Source organism: Pedobacter insulae (assembly GCF_900113525.1).
Classification (GTDB): Bacteria; Bacteroidota; Bacteroidia; order Sphingobacteriales; family Sphingobacteriaceae; genus Pedobacter; species Pedobacter insulae.
In genome coordinates this window covers 1-23,259 of the sequence record NZ_FOPP01000010.1, presented here as the reverse complement: position 1 = coordinate 23,259, position 23,259 = coordinate 1, and the positions used below count along the sequence as shown (strand labels likewise).

9 protein-coding genes, 2 tRNA genes and 3 rRNA genes are annotated in these 23,259 nt (G+C 39.5%); 2 read left to right on the top strand and 12 right to left on the bottom strand.

Going from position 1 to position 23,259, the window contains the following annotated elements; translation table 11 throughout:
• The first annotated feature begins 2 nt into the window (after positions 1-2).
• The gene (locus BM207_RS15455; protein WP_090996327.1) at positions 3-1,139 is read left to right on the top strand and encodes a hypothetical protein; all 1,137 of its coding nucleotides are present in this window, start codon (positions 3-5) and stop codon (positions 1,137-1,139) included.
• A gap of 33 nt (positions 1,140-1,172) precedes the next feature.
• The gene (locus BM207_RS15450) at positions 1,173-2,384 is read left to right on the top strand and encodes a S8 family peptidase (protein WP_090996324.1); all 1,212 of its coding nucleotides are present in this window, start codon (positions 1,173-1,175) and stop codon (positions 2,382-2,384) included.
• Between the two features lie 115 nt (positions 2,385-2,499).
• Here the strand turns inward: BM207_RS15450 and BM207_RS19150 are convergent, their stop codons facing one another.
• From BM207_RS19150 to BM207_RS15395, 12 genes are all read right to left on the bottom strand, one after another.
• Positions 2,500-2,640: a hypothetical protein gene (locus BM207_RS19150; RefSeq protein ID WP_177217143.1), complete on the bottom strand. Its 141-nt coding sequence runs from the start codon at positions 2,638-2,640 to the stop codon at positions 2,500-2,502.
• A gap of 98 nt (positions 2,641-2,738) precedes the next feature.
• The gene (locus BM207_RS15445; RefSeq protein WP_090996322.1) at positions 2,739-3,620 is read right to left on the bottom strand and encodes a PorP/SprF family type IX secretion system membrane protein; all 882 of its coding nucleotides are present in this window, start codon (positions 3,618-3,620) and stop codon (positions 2,739-2,741) included.
• A 4-nt stretch (positions 3,621-3,624) separates the two neighbouring features.
• Positions 3,625-9,123, bottom strand: coding sequence for an MBG domain-containing protein (locus BM207_RS15440; RefSeq protein ID WP_090996319.1), 5,499 nt, complete (start codon positions 9,121-9,123; stop codon positions 3,625-3,627).
• Positions 9,124-9,388: 265 nt separating this feature from the next.
• On the bottom strand, positions 9,389-11,176 hold the full coding sequence (locus tag BM207_RS15435) for a helix-turn-helix transcriptional regulator (protein WP_090996316.1): 1,788 nt from the start codon (positions 11,174-11,176) through the stop codon (positions 9,389-9,391).
• Between the two features lie 289 nt (positions 11,177-11,465).
• The gene (locus BM207_RS15430; protein WP_245768136.1) at positions 11,466-14,306 is read right to left on the bottom strand and encodes an outer membrane beta-barrel protein; all 2,841 of its coding nucleotides are present in this window, start codon (positions 14,304-14,306) and stop codon (positions 11,466-11,468) included.
• Positions 14,307-14,338: 32 nt separating this feature from the next.
• On the bottom strand, positions 14,339-15,199 hold the full coding sequence (locus tag BM207_RS15425) for a hypothetical protein (RefSeq protein WP_090996314.1): 861 nt from the start codon (positions 15,197-15,199) through the stop codon (positions 14,339-14,341).
• Positions 15,200-15,428: 229 nt separating this feature from the next.
• A complete protein-coding gene (locus BM207_RS15420) occupies positions 15,429-17,204 on the bottom strand; it encodes a S8 family serine peptidase (protein ID WP_090996312.1) in 1,776 nt (591 codons plus the stop codon).
• Between the two features lie 154 nt (positions 17,205-17,358).
• Positions 17,359-17,470, bottom strand: a 5S ribosomal RNA gene (rrf, locus tag BM207_RS15415).
• A 143-nt stretch (positions 17,471-17,613) separates the two neighbouring features.
• A 23S ribosomal RNA gene (locus BM207_RS15410) occupies positions 17,614-20,492 on the bottom strand.
• Positions 20,493-20,693: 201 nt separating this feature from the next.
• A tRNA-Ala gene (locus tag BM207_RS15405) sits at positions 20,694-20,770 on the bottom strand.
• Positions 20,771-20,790: 20 nt separating this feature from the next.
• Positions 20,791-20,865: transfer RNA gene (locus BM207_RS15400), tRNA-Ile, on the bottom strand.
• A 189-nt stretch (positions 20,866-21,054) separates the two neighbouring features.
• A 16S ribosomal RNA gene (locus tag BM207_RS15395) occupies positions 21,055-22,574 on the bottom strand.
• The 16S, 23S and 5S rRNA genes sit together here with 2 tRNA genes alongside, the layout of an rRNA operon.
• Positions 22,575-23,259 lie beyond the last annotated feature (685 nt).

Sequence of the window (23,259 nt, the reverse complement as noted above, 5' to 3'; positions counted from 1 at the left end):
TTATGCATTCGTACATTAATGGAGCAATAAAGGAAGCAATCGGTAAAGGCAAGGCCCTGATGCAAAAGATTCCAGGGGCACGTGAGTTAGGTTTATATTTCTCTCCGCTCGCCACAACTGCTAACAGAGAGATTGAGGGGTTTATTGCAGAACTTAACCATATATATTCAGATGAAGGATATAATAACGTAATAAATATTCGGCAAAAATTTGTCCAGTATAAAAGAATATCTGGGGAACTCTCACACATTGAAAATGTTGTTATTGCCGCGATGAGTAGAAAGGCCACGGATGATGACTTTGTCAACAAGTTGGTTCACGAAATTTGCCAAGAAATCAATTATCCTTTGCCTACTCCAGTGGCTTCCTGTCTTTCACAAAAGTATTACAATATTTATCCCTCTTACAATCTAATTTGCATACCATTACTTGAATCGGAATTTTTACTTCATTTAGCAGATATTTATCATGAATTAGGACATCCCTTAGTGTCATTAGATAATCCAAAAGTAGAAGGCTTTCAAAAAAACCTAGGATATTTCAATGTTACTGTAAAGAAACATTTTGAAGATGAAATTAGTAGAAGAGAATTAAATAAAGCTGCACCAGATGATTTTGATCCAATCCATGTGTATAAGGAGTCTTGGTTAGCAAACTGGTCTATTGAATTTTTCTGCGATCTTTTCGCTGCCTACACATTGGGGCCGGCCTATCTGTGGTCTAATTTGCATATGTGTACAAGCATGTCTTGGGACGTTTATAGGATTCCAACATTTCAAAAAATTTCACATCCTCCTGATGACGCTAGAATGAAAGCGATTATGTTTGGTTTGGAGCTTATTGGATTTACTGATGAAGTTGCAGAGGTGAAAGAAAAATGGGAAGAATTTAAGATGATAATTGGTGCGAAGAAGGATAGCGAGTTCAATATAGCGGTTCCAGATAAGCTTTTGCGTTCTGCAGCTGAATTCTGTCTTGTTGCTACAAAAGAAATAAAATGTGATATTGCTACAAAAGATATGACAAAAAGCGTTTCAAACTTATTAAACTCAGCGTGGGTGGAATTTTGGAAAGATCCTGAAAATTTCGCTCCTTGGGAAAAAAGTGCATTAAACGACTTTCGTACGAACCTTCGTTAAAAATCTTGACAGAGAATAATATCCAAACTATCTATGAAAACAAACCACGTTATACTTTATACTGATAAAAAGCTTGCTACGACATATAGAGCCTCTGGCCCTGTTCCAGAAAATTTATCGTTTAAATTGAAACCAAATACATTACAGGGTTCATCAAAAATAAATATAGCAATTGAGGAAATGGATAGTGGTAAAACTAGCGATTTGTACAATCGAAATAGTGATGTCATTGCAATCGCGCCAATAATGCCTTTAAAACTAATTCAACCTATTAACAAGCCACTAAAAGTAACTGATAGCAAGATAAAAGATGAGCTTTGGAATATTGAAGCTGTTGCTGCAAGCAAATCAGAATTTAATGGTGCTGGTATAAGAATAGCAATTTTGGATACTGGAATTGATAGCAAACATATAGCGTTTAAAGGAATGAAATTGCATGAGAAAGATTTTACAGGAGAAGGCAACGGAGATATTGAAGGACATGGCACACATTGCGCTGGCGTAGCATTTGGAAGAGACATCAAAGGAAGAAGGATCGGAATTGCCAATGCTAGTGATGATGCATTAATAGCTAAAGTATTAGGAGTGAATGGTGGTGGGAGCGATATTTTAGTTAATGCAATAAATTGGGCTGTTAATTCTGGTGCAAATATCATATCAATGTCGTTAGGAATTGATTTCCCAGGTTATGCCGCGCAGTTGGAAATGGATGGAATGCACAAGGAGGCAGCAATATCTTCCGCTTTGGATGGTTATAGGAAAAACATTTTGTTATTTGAAAGTCTTGCTAACTTAGTTAGAGTACAATCACAAAATAAATTTACGCAACCAGTTATAATTATTGCTGCCTCTGGCAATGAAAGTTCTAGACCTCAATACAGGATTAATGTAAGTCCGCCTGCGGTTTCTGAAGGTATAATTTCTGTAGGTGCTGTGGGAAAGGAAAAAAGCAATCTATATGTTGCTCCATTTTCTAATATGGATCCTACGCTTTGCGCACCAGGAGTTGATATAATTTCTGCCGAAGCAAATACTAACGGTTTAATTTCGTTAGATGGAACAAGCATGGCTACCCCACATGTGGCAGGAATTGCAGCTTTGTGGGCTGAAAAACTTTTGAAAAAAAATCAATTTAACGCTAACACATTATACTCAAATATAACGGTTGCTTGTAAAGACGACAAATTGAAAAAAGAGGATGCAGATGACTATGGTGTTGGAATTGTTCAAGCCCCATTTAGATAATAGATGCTTTGTCATAGTTATATCAATAATACCTCAAATTTTTACTTCATCTAGAATAGTTAAATCGGTATAAAAAGTTAGATTGAAGCCCACTCAAGTCCACTTTAAGAGAATATTAATAGTTCAAATTCTTTGCTTCATAAATTGCACTTAAATCCTCATAAAAGTTCGCAAAAAATCCTGTTCCTTCTACCAAATCGGCAAAAGCGGCATAATTCAGACCCAGTTCTGGTATGCCGCTTCTTTTTTTAGTCAAAACTTGTTGTAAATTAGGGAAAATATATGTTTCTCTAATTCATACTTTCTGTTTATATTTAATTAGTAGCAAACATTAAATAATTTAACATAGTTATACTATAACTTCAGTTTCAAGTTCACTTCAAAGCTCCCATTAGCATAGTTACGCAGTTGACTCGTTTGGCTAGTATAGGAAGCCCCAATTAAATATTGTTGTTTAATTAATAAACTGGTCCCTAAACTCATGCTTTTATTGCTGTGATACATGCCCATCAGCATGAATTGATTGTTTACTAAACTTGCATTCGCTCCTAAATCAAAAACCTGATCAAAGCCTTTAACGCCTCGGTAAGCAATACGAGGCTCCAATTCAATGCCTCCCAAACTTTCATCCACATTGAATCGATAACTAGCTGCGGAATAAAAGGTGGCGATGTCGGCCGACTTCACTAAAGACCTCTTAAATAAAAAATTGAGGTTTGGCAAGGCAGCTTCTATACTAAAGCCACTCTTTTGGTATACAAATCCAAAATCGCCATCAATATAGGTTTCCCTTTGATTGTACCGCGCCACCAAGGGGTCGTTAGGATCGCCAGAAATGGCAGACTCCGAAACACGTTGATTCATCATGCCAAGTGAGAGTCCGAAACTCAGGTGACTGTCTTTACCATTCAATGGTAAATGGTAGGCATAACTTCCCGTAACATGGGTTGTTTTTTGTAATCCCGCTTTATCTACATTCACATTTAAACCTAAACCCGTTTTCTTAAACCCATAATCGACTGTTAAGTTTTGTATTTCGGGAGATCCTGGAATGTTATTCCATTGTTTACGATAATTTAAATTTAAGTTCAATCCACTATCAATTCCTGCATAGGCAGCATTCCCTAAAAAACGATTATTAAAATATTGCATCGTTAAAGGATTTAACTGTGCATGTACTATACCTGTGCTCAGCATTAATAAAATAATTAACGCTATATGTTTTATTTCTTTCATCTAATTAATCTCTAACGATGGTGATAAATCCTTTAAAAACTCGTTGCCCATTCCCGAAATCTACGATATAGTAATACGTATTTTCAGATAATGGGGTGCCGTTAAGCATCCCATTCCAACTGTTATCGTATCCACGTTTCTGATAGACAACTCTGCCTCCTTTATCAAATACTTTAACTTCATTATTTGGATATAAATCGATGTTTTCAACTTTCCAAACATCGTTAATGCCATCACCGTTAGGACTTAAAACATTAGTAGCTATTATTTTAAAATCCTCGGTAACGGTAATTGTAATGCTTTTACTCGTACTACATCCACTTGAATTGCTCGTTGTAACGGTATAGATGGTTGTTTGACTAGGTCTTATCGTTAGTGTTGCCGTATTCTGACCGCTAATGACGCCATTCTCATTAGCCCAAACGTAGCTACCACCACCCGTAGCGGTTAAAATTGCTGCATCACCTTTGCTTATAGAAGTTCCCATACTGCTTGTAAGTTGGAGGGCTGGCAAAGCATTGACTGTTAAACTACCGTTAATGTATGCTATGTTGTAATTATTGCTCGCCGCTCCTGCCAAAGTAATGAGATACGTACCTACTGTACTTCCTGTGGTATTTACCGAGGCACTAGCTTTGCTATTTAAACTATTTTCGTTATCAGCGCCCTTAAATCCAGCATAGCTGATGTTGAAACTAGGTAAACTAGCACCTTGACATATCGAGGCATTTGTAGCAGAAACTATGAGATTAGCTTTGGTAATGCTTAAGGTGGCTGATAAAGTTAATGGCGCATAATTACCTCCACTTATGCTAGCTGTCACGATTTGTGAACCTACATTGGTTAAGCTATTGTTGCTATACACTACACTCGTACCTGCAGGCAAATTTCCACTGATAGCCAAACCTTTAGCTGTACCATCGTATCCAAAACTTTGTGAGTTGAAGCTGATTCCTGTTATCGGGGCATTCATAATTTTAAATATTGCACCAGTGTAACTAATATGATAATTGCTGCCTGCACTCAAACTACCTTGATTAATGGAGTAATTGCCAACATTCTCTCCCACTTCCCTACTTAATGAACCGGTAAAGCTATCTCCACTTAGTAATGCCGGAGTAACGGTATAAGTAAAAACTGGATCCACTGTTCCAAACAATTTATGCTGATCTGCATCTACATTAACATTAATATCTTTTTTCGTGATGATTAAGGCACCTTCTTTAAATGCAATATTATAATTACCAGAGCTAAGGCCTGACGGATGAATGGTATAGCTATTTACTTTTTTAGCACCTTGAGAGCTACCCGTATATTTTAAAGTACCACTTAAAACATTTTTGTTATCACTATATACAAAACCTGAATAACTTACCTCATTCCCTCCTGTATAAATTAACCCATCGTAAACTTTATGATCACTATTTGCCGTAATAGTTAAATTAGCTTTTTCAACAATCAAATTGAAACTTATTGGTGTTGCTGCATTAAAATTACCATTACCTGCTTGTAAAGCAGTTATAGTAGTCGTTCCTACCGATCTAATGGATACTTGGCCGTTACTGTCCACTCCTGCAACCATGGTATTACTACTAGTGTAAGAAACCGGTAGGCCCGTACTGGCAGTTGCAGAAGCATTTACATTAGTATCGCCATAGGTTTTATATACATTTATTCCAACAACCTGGCTATTGAAGGTTAAAGTATTTGCAGAACTAGGTAATATATTTAAGTTTCCGTTTTGATAAGTCAAGTTGTAGTTATTACTGGCTAGTCCTGAAGGAATAATGGTATATGTACCACTATTCAATGCACCCTGACTGGTTCCGGAATAGCTTAAAGTTCCTGTTAAGTTTGTGGTACTTTCCCCGGTAATGAAGCCGGAATAACTAACTCCATTTCCGCCTTGGTAAGCTAAATTATCGTAAGTTTTAGTAGCATCATTTGCTTTTACAATCAGGTTTTTCTTCGAAACGACTATGGTAAATTTTATAGGCGTAGCAGCCCAATAATTTGTATCACCGTTTTGAGTAGCAACAATATCTGTGGTTCCCGGTCCTTTTATAGTTACCTGACCTGAAGTACTTACCATGGCTACTGCTGTATTGCTGCTGCTGTAGGCTACGGCTAAACCCGAACTGGCAACTGCTGAAGCATCAATAAGGGCATCGCCATAGGTTTTATTTAACGTGCTACCAGCAGTTTGGTTACTGAAACTTAACGCATTCGAATTACTTTTATTAACGATTAATTGTCCGTTTACGTAGGTAATGTTATAGTTATTACTCGAAAATCCACTTGGAACAATCGTATAAGTACCGGTATTTATTGCACCTTGTGCTGTACCTGCATATATTAAAGTACCTGTTAAATCGCTTACAGTTTCACTATTCACAAAGCCTGTACTTAGTATGCCATTGCCCCCTGAATAGGCTTGTCCGTTATATAATTTATTAGCGTTATTGGCTGTGATAGTTAAAGCCGCTTTTGTAATCGATAAACTACCATCCTGATAAGTAATGTTATAATTGTTTGAGCTGAAACCAGAAGGTGTTATAAAATAACTGTTCACATTTTTTGCACCCTGTGCCGAACCTGAATAACTCAAGGTCCCTGTTAAATTACTAGCATTCTCGCCATTTACAAAACCGGTATAGGTAACGTTGTTTCCTCCAGCATAGCCTATTCCATCATATACTTTATTGTCGTTATTGGCAGTAATCGATAAATTAGCTTTGTTTACAGTTAAAGTAAAACTAATTGGCGTAGCCGCATTAATATTCTGATTGCCTGGCTGAATAGCAGTAATGATAGCTGTACCAGCGGATTGAATGTTAATTTGTCCTGCAGAACTCACAGTTGCTACAGTGGTGTTATTGCTGTTATAACTAACTGTCAACCCTGAACTTGCAGTAGCTGATGCATCTAAAACTCCACTGCCGTAAGTTTTGATGACGTTGCCGCCAGATACTTGGCTGGTAAAGGTTAAAGTATTTGCTCCACTAGCTACAATATTTAATATACCACTCTGGTAATCGAAGCTATAGTTGTTACTACTTAAACCGCTTGGAATAATAGCATAGGTACCTGTATTTATTGCGCCCTGACTGGTGCCTGAAAAACTTAAAGTCCCAGTTAAATTGCTGGCATTTTCACCGTTGATAAAACCTGCATAACTTACACCATTACCTCCTTGAAAGGCAATATTATCGAAAGTTTTGGTGGCATCGTTAGCTTTTACTGTTAGGCTCTTTTTGGCAACGTTTAAGGTTATTTTTATGGATGTGGCAACTCCATAATTGCTATTTCCGCTTTGATTTACGATAATATCTGTTGTGCCTGTCCCTATAATATTTACTTGCCCCGTGTTATCTACAGCGGCTACATTGGCATTGCTGCTACTATACGAGGCCTGTAAACCCGAACTGGCAACTGCCGAGGCATTAATACTGGCATCGCCGTAAGTTCTATTTACAGTGGCTCCTGCCGCTAGCGTGTTAAATGTTAGGGTGTTTACATTATTTAAGTTGATGGTTAACTGCCCATTAACATAGCTGATGTTGTAGTTATTACTGCTCAAGCCACTTGGAATGATGGTATAAGTGCCTGTATTTATTGCACCTTGTGCTGTTCCTACATACGTTAAAGTACCTGTCAAATCGCCAACACTTTCGCTATTTACAAAGCCCGTACCTTGTACACCATTACCTCCACTGTAGGCTTGTCCATCGTAAACTTTTGTTGCATTATTAGCAGTTAAAGTTAATGGTATGGCATTTATAACACCGTTATTAGTTGTTAACGCCGTAGGGTTAGCTATTGTATAATTTGTGGCATTTGCTCCTGTTAAGCTTAAGTTCCCCAAGGCCAAAGTTATAGTTTTGCCAGTCCCAGCATCTTTACTATCGTAATTAATTACGTTACTACTTAATGCTAATTGTACATCATCACTATTAATTACATAGCTAGTAGCAAGGCTTAAATCTGTAATGGCAATGGTACCTTGAGTATTCCCATTGTAATTTTTATTAAACACAGCACTTGGTTTTATGCTTGCTGTAAGGGGTTTAGGGTTAATGGTTAGTGTGAAATCTTTGGTTTCGGTAGCAAAACCAGTTGCCGTACTTGCATTTACCGTAATATTAACTGTACCTGCTTTTTTGATGTTAATTTTCCATTTATTGCCATCGGCGTTATCTTGATAAGCCTCGGCAATGCTATTATCGGCACTCGAGTAGGTTAAGGGCTGGCCGCTATCTACAGTGGCTCCTGGCTCAAAGGCTATATCGCCATAGGTTTTGGTTACATTACTTACAGTTATAGTCTGGGCAACTTCTTGTTGAAGCTCGTAAGCACCCATATCTATAATGCCATTGTTATACAAACGTGGGTTGCCTGCTAAATCTTTATCGGTATTTAAATTAACTGTATAAAGTGCATTGCTACCCGAATTAATAGTTGGGCTACCTTGTTTTAACGTGTAATCTCCTCCCGTGTTTAAACCTGGTGCTAATGGATCTAAAAATATTTTATTAGCATTATCTGTATAATTAACCATCGCAGTACCCGATGGATTTTCTTGCACTAAACTATATTGATATTCAGTGGCTTGAAGATACCCAGTTGTATAAATCCCATTATTGTTACCATAAACAATGGTATTGTATAACCTTAAATTTGCGTTAGAACTGTAAATTCCGCCACCTCGCTGTGATGCCCTATTTCCGCTAATTGTTGAATTAGTAATAGTAAGATTACTGAAGTTGTCATTAAAAATACCTGCTCCAAGAACTGCTGTATTACCAGCAATAAGCACATTTTTAATAATTGCCGTACATTGGCCTAAATATATACCACCCCCAAATTGAGCGCTATTATTTTTTAGCGTTAAATTAACTAACGCAATTTGTGATCCATTTATATGGATACCTCCACCATAATTCGGGTTTATAAAGGTGTAATTAATGAACTCGAAAGAATCATCAGAACCACCATTTCCAAATACAATCGTAAATCCATTAATCTCGGTCGTAGTTTGAAACGGAGAAATAGTTTTGGATGAAATTACTACATTATATGCATCATTTTCAGTTTTTGAATTACTATTGTCTAGATCTCCGCTTAAAGTGCTGATATTGGCAGTATTACTTAAATCCCTTTGTGCTAAAGAGGTTTCATTTCCAGCAAATCCTCCATATAAATTTACATTATCAACCATTAAAAAACTATTGCGTTGGCCAGCCGGAGTGCCAAAATTTGAATTAAATGGGCTATATTTTGGCTTGTAAGTTCCACCTGCTACCCAGATTTGGGTAATAGCGGAGTTTGTTTTTGCAGCTTTCAGGGCATCGGCTAATTCTGGCGCAGCATTTGCCCAACTACTTCCTGTTTTTGTACCTGCACCATTTTGTTTTACATAAACAATACCACTCGTGGGCGTTATGGTTTGCCCAATAGTTTTTAAGCTTGCAAAGAGCAATAGATAGAGTAAAAGTTTCTTCATCGATGGGATTTATATTTTGTCAATTCGGTTTTCGAAGTAAAACCATGTCAACAACATTGCTATTATCCCAATTAGCACAATAACAATTACCCACTTTCTGTTTTTCGAAAACATCATAGGGTAAAATTGCCTACTCTTTAGCCATTTGAGGGTAAATTGAGGCGGACAAAAAAGCGGACAAATACAATTTTAGATGTGTATCAGGCGTTTACTATGCTTAAACAGCAATTCTTGAACAAGATGAATTTAAAGCGTACGCCCTGCTTTAATAGGCATCCTGCGGATACCATGTGGCTAACTTATAGATGTAATTTTCTAAGGTTTCGCCTTCCGGAATAGGTAACCGTTGTTTTAACCGGCGCTTGCTTCTGGCTACACTTTCTTTACTAATCCCCAGCATATTCGCCATTTGACTATCTTTTAGCTTTAAACAAATTAAGCTCGCTAAACGTTCCTCTGCTGGCGTAATGTTTTTAAGAATGGCTTCCAATCTTACAAAAAATCCAGGATAGGCATCTGTTATCATAAGCCTAAATTTTGCGAGCTCTTGATCGGTAACCAGAATATATTTCAATAAAGAATTGTTTTCTTTATCAAAATCAATTATCTTATTATTTTTTAAAGCTTTAGATAAATCATAAATAATTCGATCTTTTTCTAAAATGTGCTTGCTAAATTCTTCAACATGTTTTCTAGCTTCATACATGTGCTTTTCCGTTTCTTGTTGCTTGGCAATTAGAAGTAATTTTTGATTTTTAACTTTATTGAGCCTATTTTTTATCAATAAAACCGCTATAATGGTTAAAAAAAGTATAAAAGCTAAAATAAAGTTCCGTACCATTTTTTCGAATTCAACCTTAAGATTTGCTTTCTCTATATTACTTTGCAAATCCTCTAACTCCATTTCCAACTTTAGCCTTTCGGTTTCTAAGGAATTTAACCAGTCACGATGCTTATCTCGAATTTGTTCGTAAAGTTTAAAATATTTAAAAGTGCTGTCAGTATGTTTAAGTTCGGCAAAGCTTTTAGCTATCCCATATAATGACGAGACCCTTTCTTCATCTAACTTCATTTTAGTGGCAATATGAGCACTAATCTTCCACCTGCTAATCGCCTCAGTATATTTTTTTTGATTATACTTTACTTGTGCTATTAAATTCTCTCCGATGGCAATATTAATAGAATCTTTGTTTTGTTTAACCGTGGTTAAATATTCTTCAACTAATTTTAATCCTTCCTTCTCATCCCCTTTAAGCAATAAAACTTGCCCAATCCTACCTTTTGCAATCGCTCCCCAAATATCATTCATGATCTGTACATCAAACCTATACTTTCTAAGCATATTAAGTATATTTTGATAATAATAAGCGGCGCTATCTAATTTTTTAAGTTTCAGATAGCTTGCGCCAATAATATCATTTTGAAAAATGTAATCCGCAGAATCTTTTTCATTGCTAGTTTTATCTTCATGCAAAGAATGCAATCCATAAGAAATGCTTTCTTTATATCTTTCTGCCCTATAAAGCGCAGAACTTAATTGAAAATATCTATTTTGTTTAAAATTGAATAGTTTAAGACCCAATTTCTGCTGAATTAAAATAGCTTTAAAACTGTACAAGAGAAATTTACTGTCATCCCAATAATTGGCTAATGCATAAATGGCAAATAATTCTGATTTTAACTGCTCATCCTTTAATTTATAAGCAATTTTTATTGCATTTTTCATGTTTTCTAAATCAGCTTTGCTTTGCCAAATTTTGTGCGATGTTTTGATTAGTATGTCAAACATTACTATCCTTACATGTAATCTATCGTTTGGATGATTTCTCAAATATTGATAAAGCTCAGCAACTAATTTTTGATCTCGAGGAAGATTTTTTCTATCTCTTACTTTTCTATAAGGGGCATAAGTTTCTTCAGCTAACCTCGTCTGACTAGTATCGCTAACTTTCCAAGCTTTAATGTATGGTGCTATCCTTTTGTCTTGTGATTGAGCCGTAAAACTTAAGAGAAAAAGTATAAAAAGCAGATAGCAACCGTGTGAATATTTCATTTAAAAGCTTATAATATAGCTATAAAGGCACATATTTAGATCAATGTACTTAATCATAAATATACAATATTGCGTTAAATTACAATCTTAAAATTATAGCTATTTAAACTACAAAATAATTGAAGAGCGAAGAATTTTTACTTTACTATATATAGAATAAAACCGTTCCAAATAAAAATTAAAAAACTTATAAAAAGCAAAAAGTCTTTGAAATTACCTCCAAAGACTTTTAAAGGACTAATATTTTCAGCACTGATAACTTAGTCTATAACAATTAAATAAAATATTCTTAATTCAGAAAACTACCATCTCCCCTACGCATAGGTTGTGCATTATTACGACCCCTAGCTCCTGTCCATTTTTGCAGGCGCATACTTAGCCTAACCATGAAATAACGGCTTAATGCATTCGTTTTGGTGTCAGTCTGTGTTCCATCATCGGAAATGTTGCGGTTAACAAAATTATTTTGATTAAGAATATCAAAAGCCTGGAGCGTAAGCGTCGCTCTCCTTTTCCACATTTCCTTTTGCATATAACTGTCAATTACCAATGGATTCGCACTTATGTTCGCATTAATCCCACTGATGAAGTTCTTACTAGCGCTATACCCTAAAATCCAGCTCTGCCAAGCAATAAATTTACCGTCAATATTCAAAGAAAGCGTCTTAGTTAAACTTCCAAGTGATGTTGGTAAAGTGTTGCTAGACTTAATAAAACTATACCCAACATTTGGATTTACCTCCATCCATTCATTAGGATTAATACGAGGCCCAAAACGATTATTCATATTCCAAACAGAGGAAGTATACTGAATATTTCTACTCATGGCTACGTTGTGATTATGATTCACACTCCCCTTAAAGGAAAGATTATATTTTCTATCTGCTAACTGTTTGTTAATGGAGTAGTTACCACCTACCCGGTAAACACCAGACATGTTTAAATATCTGGTTTCATAAACGGTAATTCCGTCTTGTATAATCTCTACTGAATTCCTTACCACCGCATTGTTAACGAAGGTTGCATTCATATTTACCGAGTAATTTAATTTCGCATTAGCGATATAATTATTATAAGAACCATTGATAGCATGGTTGAAAGTTACTTTTAAATCTGGATTACCTACAACGGGACTTTGGGGATTTGAAACGTCCCGCACCGGTTGGATCTGATCAAAACTTGGTTCATTGGCATTTCCAGAATAATTGATCTGCATGCTATGCTGACGGGACCATAAGTACTGAAATCTGGCAATGGGAATAATATTAAAACTACTTCTATTTGTAGTTGTGCCTAAACTAACTTTTGTACCACTTAATAAGGCGGGAACTGCAGTTGCACCTAGTGAAAACTTAATTTTAGATCCAGTATTAATGCCGTAACGATAATTAACGGCAATTCTGCTCTGCAAAAATGAATAGTCATAAATGTTGCTTAATGAGTCTATCACCTTTGGAGCACCTCCCGCATTAATATCGCTAGAAATAGTCTTGTTATCATAACCATTGTAGTTCACCTGTGTATTAATTTCGAATTGTGATTTCAAGTTAATTGGTTCAACGTAAGTAACGCTCCCCCGATAAGTACTTCTTAAATTATCCCGCTCTACCAAACGATGTGTTAAAAGTTGCTTTTTTACCACATCTGTCGTTCCATCTAAATATTCGACTACATTTGAATTACGATCCTGCTCCGATTGTGTATTTACCGAATTTACGCTCAGCTGAACGGAAAAATTCCTTCTTGGCTTTGCAAACAAATGTTGATAGAATAACGTTGCTTCCAGGTTTGGTGTTTCATTTATGCTCGTATTTGAACCAATCTGGTCTTGATGAATAGAGCCTGTTTGGAAAATAGAAAACTTGCTACCCGATAATGACGAAGTATAATTGATGGATGGCGTAAATTTGATATAATTATTGCTATCCAAATCTGCCTCCAACTCCAGATTAAAATTATGGCCCTTCTTATTATTGTCACCCTTACTGTCATTCAAAATAAACAGTGATTGATTACCAACGGGGCGAATCGTAAGGCTATTATTTAAGGTATTTACATTGTCAAAATTGTAGCGATAGTTGGTGTTAATTTTAATTTTTTTACCAATTTGATCTCTAAAAGAAAATGCACTATTCCCGTTGTTTGTAGTTCCACCACTCCCACCTGAAGAGTTGCTACCGCCATTGCCACCTCTACCACCACCGCCGCCGCCATTATCTCCACTATTTGCGACTCCATTTACTGTATTATTTAAGCGCGCATTTACACCGATAGTTTGATTTTTATTCAGTCTCGATGCGAAAACAGACCCTTCATATCTTTCATTATTACCCCCACCGGCTCTAATATTGGCGGTGTTACCCACAGACTTATCAGCTCTGGTTACAATATTCAATATTTTCTCTGGATCTCCATCTTTAATTCCAGTCCTTGCAGCTTGATCCCCGTAATCATCAACCATTTGTATTTTATCCACAATTTCGGCTGGTAAATTTTGTATGGCGGTCGACACATCTCCTCCTAAATAGGTTTTACCATTGATTTTTGCTTTTGTTACAGCCGTACCTTGGTGGACAAGAGATCCATCAGTTCCTACTTCCATTCCCTCCATTTTCTTCAACAATTCATCTACAGTTGCATTCTCCCTAACAATATAATCGCTCGCTCTATACTCAACAGTGTCCGTTTTATAAGTTATGGAAGGTGTACCATTTATGACTACTTCATTTAGTGTATTTGCCGGAGCCTCTTTCAAAATTATGGGATCCATTACGATCCTGGCCACTGCATCATTCTGCTTGAATTTTGCTACGAGCGACTTAAAACCTAAATTTGAAATAGCAAGCGTATAGGTAGCCGATTTTACGTTTTTAAAGACGAAAACCCCATCTCCGTTTGTAACGGTCACCAAGGTATCTTTTTCAGATGATAAACGTACTGTAGTACCCGGAATACCGAAGTCTACCGTATCTTTCACAATACCACTAATTTCCCTTAAAGCTACCGGTGGGGGAACGCTGGAGGGTTTTGGTGTATTTTGAGGAGTTTGTGCGTAAACACTGGTCGTATAGCACAACAACAAGCTAAAAAGGGCAAGTCCTTTTGCAGGGTATTTAAAAAAATTCATCATGATCGGCTAAATAATAGAGTTTGTTGTCAGGATTAATTTTTAATGAGGGTGTATTTACCCCAAAAATCTGTTGGACTCATCAGATCTTGCATGCTGTTGCCGCCGCCAAAGTTACCTCCACCGCCAAAGCCACCTCCTCCACCACGCCCGCCACCATTACCAAGGTTACCACGTCCGCCGCCACCGTTAAAGCCGTTCATCACTAAACCATTCACTTTGAGTTGGTAAGCGAATTCTTTAGGTTTATCAATTGAAAGTGATAATAAATTTAATGGAATCGCTAATTCATAAATCATTGCTCCATTGTTATCAAACGAAGCTACTGTCTTTAAACCGTACTCATTATAAATTGAAATCAATGAATCAGTGATTAGCTTAAAGCCTGAAACCTTAATCTCTTTAACGGTTGCCAATTGTGCTTTGTGTTGAACCAAACTCGCCGAGTCACGTTGAGCAGCTGATAAAGGGGTTCTGTTCTGAACCTGACCTCCGCCAAAAGCACCTCTTGCTTGTCCACCTCCCTGCCTACCGCCACCTTGTCCGCGAGGAACTCTTTTCACCAAGGGATAAGTTACGCTGAAAGATTCTTTTTCTTTTTTCTTCCCTTCAGTATTTATATTAAAAGTTATGCCCCCAGCCATTATCTTGTTAATAACCGGAGTTCCAATTCCTTTGATTACGAAATATAGATATTTATCATCGTTTGCTAAACTATATAAGAGTGATGTTCTTTTGTTATCGGCCGCTAAAGTTTCACCCCATTCAGTTGCTTTACCATCAATTCGTAGATTAACTGGAGCAATTAAGGACGTATTTTGAATATCCGGAACTTTCTGCGCCTTAAGCGTTATACTTAGGAAAGTTAATAGGGTAAGTAAATAAAATTTGATCATTTGTGTTTAAGTAATAGTTGATAATTACATGGTTCTCACAAATAGACTAACAAAAACACCAATGGCTTAATAAGAAAATAGAATTAAATAAATAGCTACGCTCATTTAGCAACAAAATGCTATCAAAATAGCAGTCAGGATTAAAATCCCCACTAATTTGTTACGGAAAGCAGGAAACAAAAAATCCCTTAGCATGCGCTAAGGGATTTTAATATTAAAATATATTAAACTAGTTTGCTCTGTTATAAGTTTCAGCTAGTAATAATGCGTTATAGGCATTCACAATTCCGCCACTTACGCAAATCTCTGAAAATGCAGAACGGACGGTTTCACCTTTTTCATTTTTATATTTTACTTTATGATCAACCTTGGATACAGATTTAATAATAATATCTCTAACTTCAGCAGGCTTTAAGTTAGGATAGTAACTTAAAATCAATGCCGACAATCCCGATACCACGGGCGCTGCCATACTGGTACCATCATTTTCTTCATATTTAGAATTAGGTACTGTTGAATTAATCATAAATCCAGGCGCAAAAACATCAACATTATACTTTCCATAGTTAGAAAAAGATGCCTTTAAATCACTGTCGTCTTTATATGAACTAGCGCCTACCTCTATCCAGTTGGTTGCATGAGGCAAGTTGAATTTTGCAGTGTCGATCACAATTTCTGGTACCTTAACTTTGAACCCGCGGTCTCCATAGCCATAACCATATGGACTTGGCTGATTTTCTACCCTTTTAGGAGGCGTAAATCCAAATGTTTCCCTTTTTGGATTAGCCTTCCAATAGGCTGTAGCTTCAGGACTTTCGAAATACTTATTTGGATAATTCTCGACTTCATCATTATTGCTATTGTCGTTACCAGCAGCATGAACTAACAGCACGCCTTTAGATTCCGCATACTTCACGGCTTCATCAACGGCTTTCTTATCCCACTTAAAACCTTTGCCAAAACTCATATTTATAACACGAGCGCCATTGTCAACAGCATAGCGGATGCCGTTAGCCACATCTTTATCTCTTTCGTCACCTTGAGGCACTACCCTAATGGACATAATGCTTACATTATTTGCGACGCCCAAAATACCTAATTCATTATTTCGGTTTGCGCCAATAATTCCTGACACATGTGTCCCATGCTCTGGATCAGGGCCCGCAACATCATTATTTCCATAATACCGTTGAGCAGAATTGGAGTAATCATCGCCAACCATCTCAGCCCTCTCGTCAAATTTTTCGTTGAGATTGTAACGTAACATTACATCAAGTTCTTTATATCCTTTTTCTATTGTGGTATAAAATTTTTCGATCCCACCTTCATCTTTAGAACCTTTTCTAATGATCTTAATGATTTGTTCTTCGAACTCATCATCTGCCTTATATCTTTCTATGTCTGCTAATGATGGAATCTTCTTCTTATTTGAAAATGCAACTGTATCTAAAACCTTTTTGATGGCAATATAAATTGGGAAGGCTTGGCTGGCTTCATCAAATCTTCTTCCAAATTCCGCTTCAGCCCGTTTATATATCCTAAATTCAGCTCTCTCTGTACTATCTAAAACTGTAGTCATAATAGTTGCCTGGTACTTAGGCTTATATTTCTTTAAAATTCTAACCAGCTCTAAATTATCATAGGTCAGATTGCCTTTTTTGGACCCAATAAAATTCCAACCATGTATGTCGTCAATGTATCCATTATCATCGTCATCTATCCCATTATCAGGGATTTCTTTCGGGTTGGTCCAAAGTACATCTTTTAAATCTTCATGTTTAATATCGGTTCCACCATCAATAACAGCTACAATGATCTTTTCTTTCGGGGTTTTATTAACTAATAGTTCTTTATAAGCCTTTTCGGTACTGATACCAAAGTATCCACTTGTGGCGAGATCCAGGTTAAACCAATTTTTGGGAAGTATTACATTCTTTTCTTGTGCAATAGCCTGGGTGCTTGTTGCAAATAGCAATATGATAAATATATATATCTTAAGTTTCATAACAGATTGTGCTTAAAAACATTAACGTAATTTACAAAAATACGGTTTTAAAAATCGTGCACTTAAAGTTACATCGTTTTTAACAAAATTTAACATGTTAAAAACCTCTATAAACAAGAAAAGCCTGCAACATTCGTTACAGGCTTACTTTAAGATTTGGCGCCGACCTACTCTCCCACATGTTACTGCAGTACCATCGGCTCTGGCGGGCTTAACTTCTCTGTTCGGAATGGGAAGAGGTGGACACCGCCGATATAGGCACCTAAATATTTTTAATGTTAGTAGTTAGCCTTTAGCAGTTAGTAGTTAGACGAATTTATCTAAATACTATGTACTAAATACTATGTACTCAACAATTGACATATTATTGAAAGAAGTTAGTTAGGAAGAACAAACAACAGTCTATTGCTCTTGAAAGCTTCGGGTTATTAGTATCACTCGACTGTGCTGTCGCCAGCTTTACATCTATGACCTATCAACGTAGTAGTCTTCTACGGCCCTATATGGAATTCTCATCTCGTGGCTAGTTTCGCACTTAGATGCTTTCAGCGCTTATCTATTCCCAGCGTAGCTACTCTGCAATGCCCCTGGCGGAACAACAGATTCACTAGAGGCTAGTCCAACCCGGTCCTCTCGTACTAAGGTCAGCCCCACTCAAAATTCCTACGCCCACAACAGATAGGGACCGAACTGTCTCGCGACGTTCTGAACCCAGCTCGCGTGCCACTTTAATCGGCGAACAGCCGAACCCTTGGGACCTTCTCCAGCCCCAGGATGTGACGAGCCGACATCGAGGTGCCAAACCTCCCCGTCGATATGAGCTCTTGGGGGAGATCAGCCTGTTATCCCCAGCGTACCTTTTATCCTTTGAGCGATGGCCCTTCCATGCAGAACCACCGGATCACTATATCCGTCTTTCGACCCTGCTCGGCTTGTCTGCCTCACAGTCAAGCAAGCTTATGCTATTGCACTCCGCGTACGGTTACCAAGCGTACTGAGCTTACCTTTGAAAGCCTCCGTTACCTTTTTGGAGGCGACCACCCCAGTCAAACTACCCATCAAACAATGTCCCCGACTTGGTCGGGTTAGACACCGAATACAGAAAGGGTGGTATTTCAACGTTGGCTCCACGACGCCTAGCGACGCCGCTTCAAAGCCTCCCACCTATCCTACACATCCTGTATCCAATGTCAATGTTAAATTGTAGTGAAGGTGCATGGGGTCTTTCCGTCCCGTTGCGGGTACCCGGCGTCTTCACCGGGACCACAATTTCACCGAGCTCATGGCTGAGACAGCGCCCAGATCGTTACACCATTCGTGCAGGTCGGAACTTACCCGACAAGGAATTTCGCTACCTTAGGACCGTTATAGTTACGGCCGCCGTTTACTGGGGCTTCGATTCAATGCTTCGGTTTAACCCTAACATCCCCTCTTAACCTTCCAGCACCGGGCAGGTGTCAGGCCTTATACTTCATCTTTCGATTTTGCAAAGCCATGTGTTTTTGTTAAACAGTCGCCTGGGCCTTTTCACTGCGGCTGATATTGCTATCAGCGCCCCTTCTCCCGAAGTTACAGGGCCATTTTGCCGAGTTCCTTAGCCATGATTCACTCGAGCACCTTAGAATTCTCTTCCCGGATACCTGTGTCGGTTTGCGGTACGGGTTTTTATAACCTGAAGCTTAGCGGTTTTTCTTGGAAGTCTGATTACCTGCACTATCCACTTACCCGAAGGCTCGCGGTACTATCAGCGTTCAGCAGGATCGGCGGATTTGCCTACCGTTCCTATACCTACAGCCTTCAACGATCTATTCCGTCAGATCGCGGCAGTGTCACTACTCCGTCCCCACATCGCAGTTATAAAAAGTACGGTAATATTAAACCGTTGTCCATCGAATATCCCTTTCGGGTTCTCCTTAGGCCCCGACTAACCCTGATCCGATTAGCGTTGATCAGGAAACCTTATCCTTTCGGTGGGCGGGTTTCTCTCCCGCCTTATCGTTACTTATGCCTACATTTGCTTTTCCAGAAGCTCCACCATAGCTCACGCTACAACTTCGCTGCCGCTGGAATGCTCCCCTACCGTAATATAAATATTACCCATAGCTTCGGTATACCGCTTAATGCCCGTTTATTATCCATGCACGATCGCTCGACTAGTGAGCTGTTACGCACTCTTTAAATGAATGGCTGCTTCCAAGCCAACATCCTAGCTGTCTATGCAATCGCACCTCGTTAGTTCAACTTAGCGGTAATTTAGGGACCTTAGCTGATGGTCTGGGTTCTTTCCCTCTCGGCGCGTGACCTTAGCACCCCGCGCCTCACTGCAGACCATGTTACATAGCATTCGGAGTTTGTCTGGATTTGGTAGGATTTGACTCCCCCGCACCCAATCAGTAGCTCTACCTCTATGTAACTCAATGTCCACGCTGTTCCTAAAAACATTTCGGGGAGTACGAGCTATTTCCCAGTTTGATTAGCCTTTCACCCCTACCCACAGATCATCCGGAAACTTTTCAACGTTTATCGGTTCGGTCCTCCAGTACGTGTTACCGCACCTTCAACCTGTCCATGGGTAGATCACAAGGTTTCGCGTCTACCTCCCCTGACTATACGCCCTATTCAGACTCGCTTTCGCTTCGGATCCGTGTCTTAAACACTTAACCTTGCCAGAGAAGAGTAACTCGTAGGCTCATTATGCAAAAGGCACGCCGTCACGCCACCTGGACGCTCCGACCGCTTGTAAGTATACGGTTTCAGGTTCTATTTCACTCCCCTGTTCGGGGTTCTTTTCACCTTTCCCTCACGGTACTGGTTCACTATCGGTCTCTCAGGAGTATTTAGCCTTACCGGATGGTGCCGGCAGATTCCCACAAGGCGTCTCCGACCTCGCGGTACTCAGGATACTACTAGCCTAGCATTACTTTCCTGTACCGGGCTATCACCGTGTATCGCTGGGCTTCCCATCCCATTCCAGTTCATTTTGCTAATGACACATCGTAGTCCTACAACCCCAGTTATGCCGTAACATAACTGGTTTGGGCTCTTTCCCTTTCGCTCGCCACTACTTAGGAAATCATTGTTATTTTCTCTTCCTCTGCTTACTTAGATGTTTCAGTTCGGCAGGTTTGCGCACTATGTGCAACTGATCTTCAATCAGCTAGGTTTCCCCATTCAGAAATCCGCGGATCAATTCATATTTGCTAATCCCCACGGCTTATCGCAGCTTATCACGTCTTTCATCGCCTCTGAGAGCCAAGGCATCCCCCGTATACTCTTTCTTACTTTCTTCTCTATATAGCCTTTTGCGCCTATATAAATGCTTTTTTGATAATTGTTAAATCTTCATGCCCGAAAGCACTCCAAACTAACAACGTCTCTATTGTTGTTTGCTCTTCTTTTTTAACTTCTTCCAATATGTCAAAGAACTTTTCTATCCCGGTATCCCATCGCTGGAACACTATTTCCGTGCTTTTATAACAGCACCGGTGATGGTGGAGAATAACGGAGTCGAACCGTTGACCTCCTGCGTGCAAGGCAGGCGCTCTAGCCAGCTGAGCTAATCCCCCAAAAAAACTTAGCGTTTTTGTAGTCCCGTCCAGATTTGAACTGGAGACCCCTACATTATCAGTGTAGTGCTCTAACCAGGCTGAGCTACGGGACTGCTTCGATGGTGACTGTTAGTGCGATCTGTGTCCGTTTCCTTCGTAAATCGCTTCTCGCAGATCGTAATCATCTTCCAATCTCGCCGCTGTGCCGGTATGCACCAACTGGGCTTCATCTTCTGGGTTTTTCCTTAAGAGATATATATCATTATCATTTTTAGCGCATCGGGTAGTCTATCCTACTCCAGAAAGGAGGTATTCCAGCCGCACCTTCCGGTACGGCTACCTTGTTACGACTTAGCCCCAGTTATCGGTTTTACCCTAGGACGCTCCTTGCGGTTACGTACTTTAGGTACCCCCAACTTCCATGGCTTGACGGGCGGTGTGTACAAGGCCCGGGAACGTATTCACCGCATCATTGCTGATATGCGATTACTAGCGAATCCAACTTCATGGGGTCGAGTTGCAGACCCCAATCCGAACTGTGAATGGCTTTTTGAGATTTGCTTGCTGTTGCCAGCTTGCTGCCCTCTGTACCATCCATTGTAGCACGTGTGTAGCCCCGGACGTAAGGGCCATGATGACTTGACGTCGTCCCCTCCTTCCTCTCTGTTTGCACAGGCAGTCTGTTTAGAGTCCCCACCATAACGTGCTGGCAACTAAACATAGGGGTTGCGCTCGTTGCGGGACTTAACCCAACACCTCACGGCACGAGCTGACGACAGCCATGCAGCACCTAGTTTCGTGTCCTTGCGGACGCATCCATCTCTGGATACTTCACTAACTTTCAAGCCCGGGTAAGGTTCCTCGCGTATCATCGAATTAAACCACATGCTCCTCCGCTTGTGCGGGCCCCCGTCAATTCCTTTGAGTTTCACCCTTGCGGGCGTACTCCCCAGGTGGAATACTTAACGCTTTCGCTTAGCCGCTAACTGTATATCGCTAACAGCGAGTATTCATCGTTTAGGGCGTGGACTACCAGGGTATCTAATCCTGTTTGATCCCCACGCTTTCGTGCCTCAGCGTCAATGACACCATAGTAAGCTGCCTTCGCAATCGGTGTTCTGTGACATATCTATGCATTTCACCGCTACTTGTCACATTCCGCCTACCTCTAGTGTATTCAAGCCCATCAGTATCAAGGGCACTGCGATAGTTGAGCTACCGTCTTTCACCCCTGACTTAACAGGCCGCCTACGCACCCTTTAAACCCAATAAATCCGGATAACGCTTGGATCCTCCGTATTACCGCGGCTGCTGGCACGGAGTTAGCCGATCCTTATTCCTTCGGTACATTCAGCTACTTACACGTAAGTAGGTTTATTCCCGAATAAAAGCAGTTTACGACCCAGAGGGCTGTCTTCCTGCACGCGGCATGGCTGGTTCAGAGTTGCCTCCATTGACCAATATTCCTTACTGCTGCCTCCCGTAGGAGTCTGGTCCGTGTCTCAGTACCAGTGTGGGGGGTCATCCTCTCAGATCCCCTAGTCATCGCGGTCTTGGTGGGCCGTTACCCCGCCAACTAACTAATGACACGCATGCCCATCTCAATCCTATAAATATTTGATCATTGTACCATGCGGTACTGTGATTTTATGCGGTGTTAATCCGAATTTCTTCGGGCTATCCCCCAGATTAAGGTAGGTTGCATACGCGTTACGCACCCGTGCGCCGGTCTCAAGGTTGCAAGCAACCTCTACCCCTCGACTTGCATGTATTAGGCCTGCCGCTAGCGTTCATCCTGAGCCAGGATCAAACTCTCCATTGTAAAATGTTTTGTTCGAACACTGACCATTTTGTATTCTAGTGTTATTAAAATTAAATAGTCTTATTCTATTATTATGTTGTCTGATAGAAACAGACTTAAAAAACTGCAACGGTAACATGTACTTTGTTTCCGTACTGTTTGCCCCGCTGCGCTTATGTAATGATATCTCTTTAATGAACTTTTCGACCTTGCCTCACGGCGGTCTGTTATATGTGGCGACTTCCTGTTTTCCGTTCCAATGTGGTCTTGTTTAGTCCACATATTCCCTTCGGTCTTCTGTCGTTTCAATCTCGTTTTTTTCGCTTCCCCAACATCCGTTGAATGGCGCCCGTTTCGTTTGGGACTGCAAAGGTAGAAAACTTTTTATTTATTCCAAACTTTTTTTTACTTTTTTCAGAACTTTTTTTTCAGCCCCCTGTTTGATATAATCAATCCGTCTCCCATGTCAATCACCCTCACTTAATCCCCCCCTCTTTTTCCTTCTCTCGTTACCTCCGTAGCGGGTTGCAAAGGTAGAAAACTTTTTCTTTTTCGCAAACTTTATTTTGAATTATTTTCAGGTTTCAGCTAAGTAGCTGTCCACCTGATATTCCCCTCCAAAACGCTATCTCAATAACCCAATCTGCATCTTTATCCTTTTTCCCTTCCTCCGAAGCGGGATGCAAAAGTAGGAAAATTATCCGCC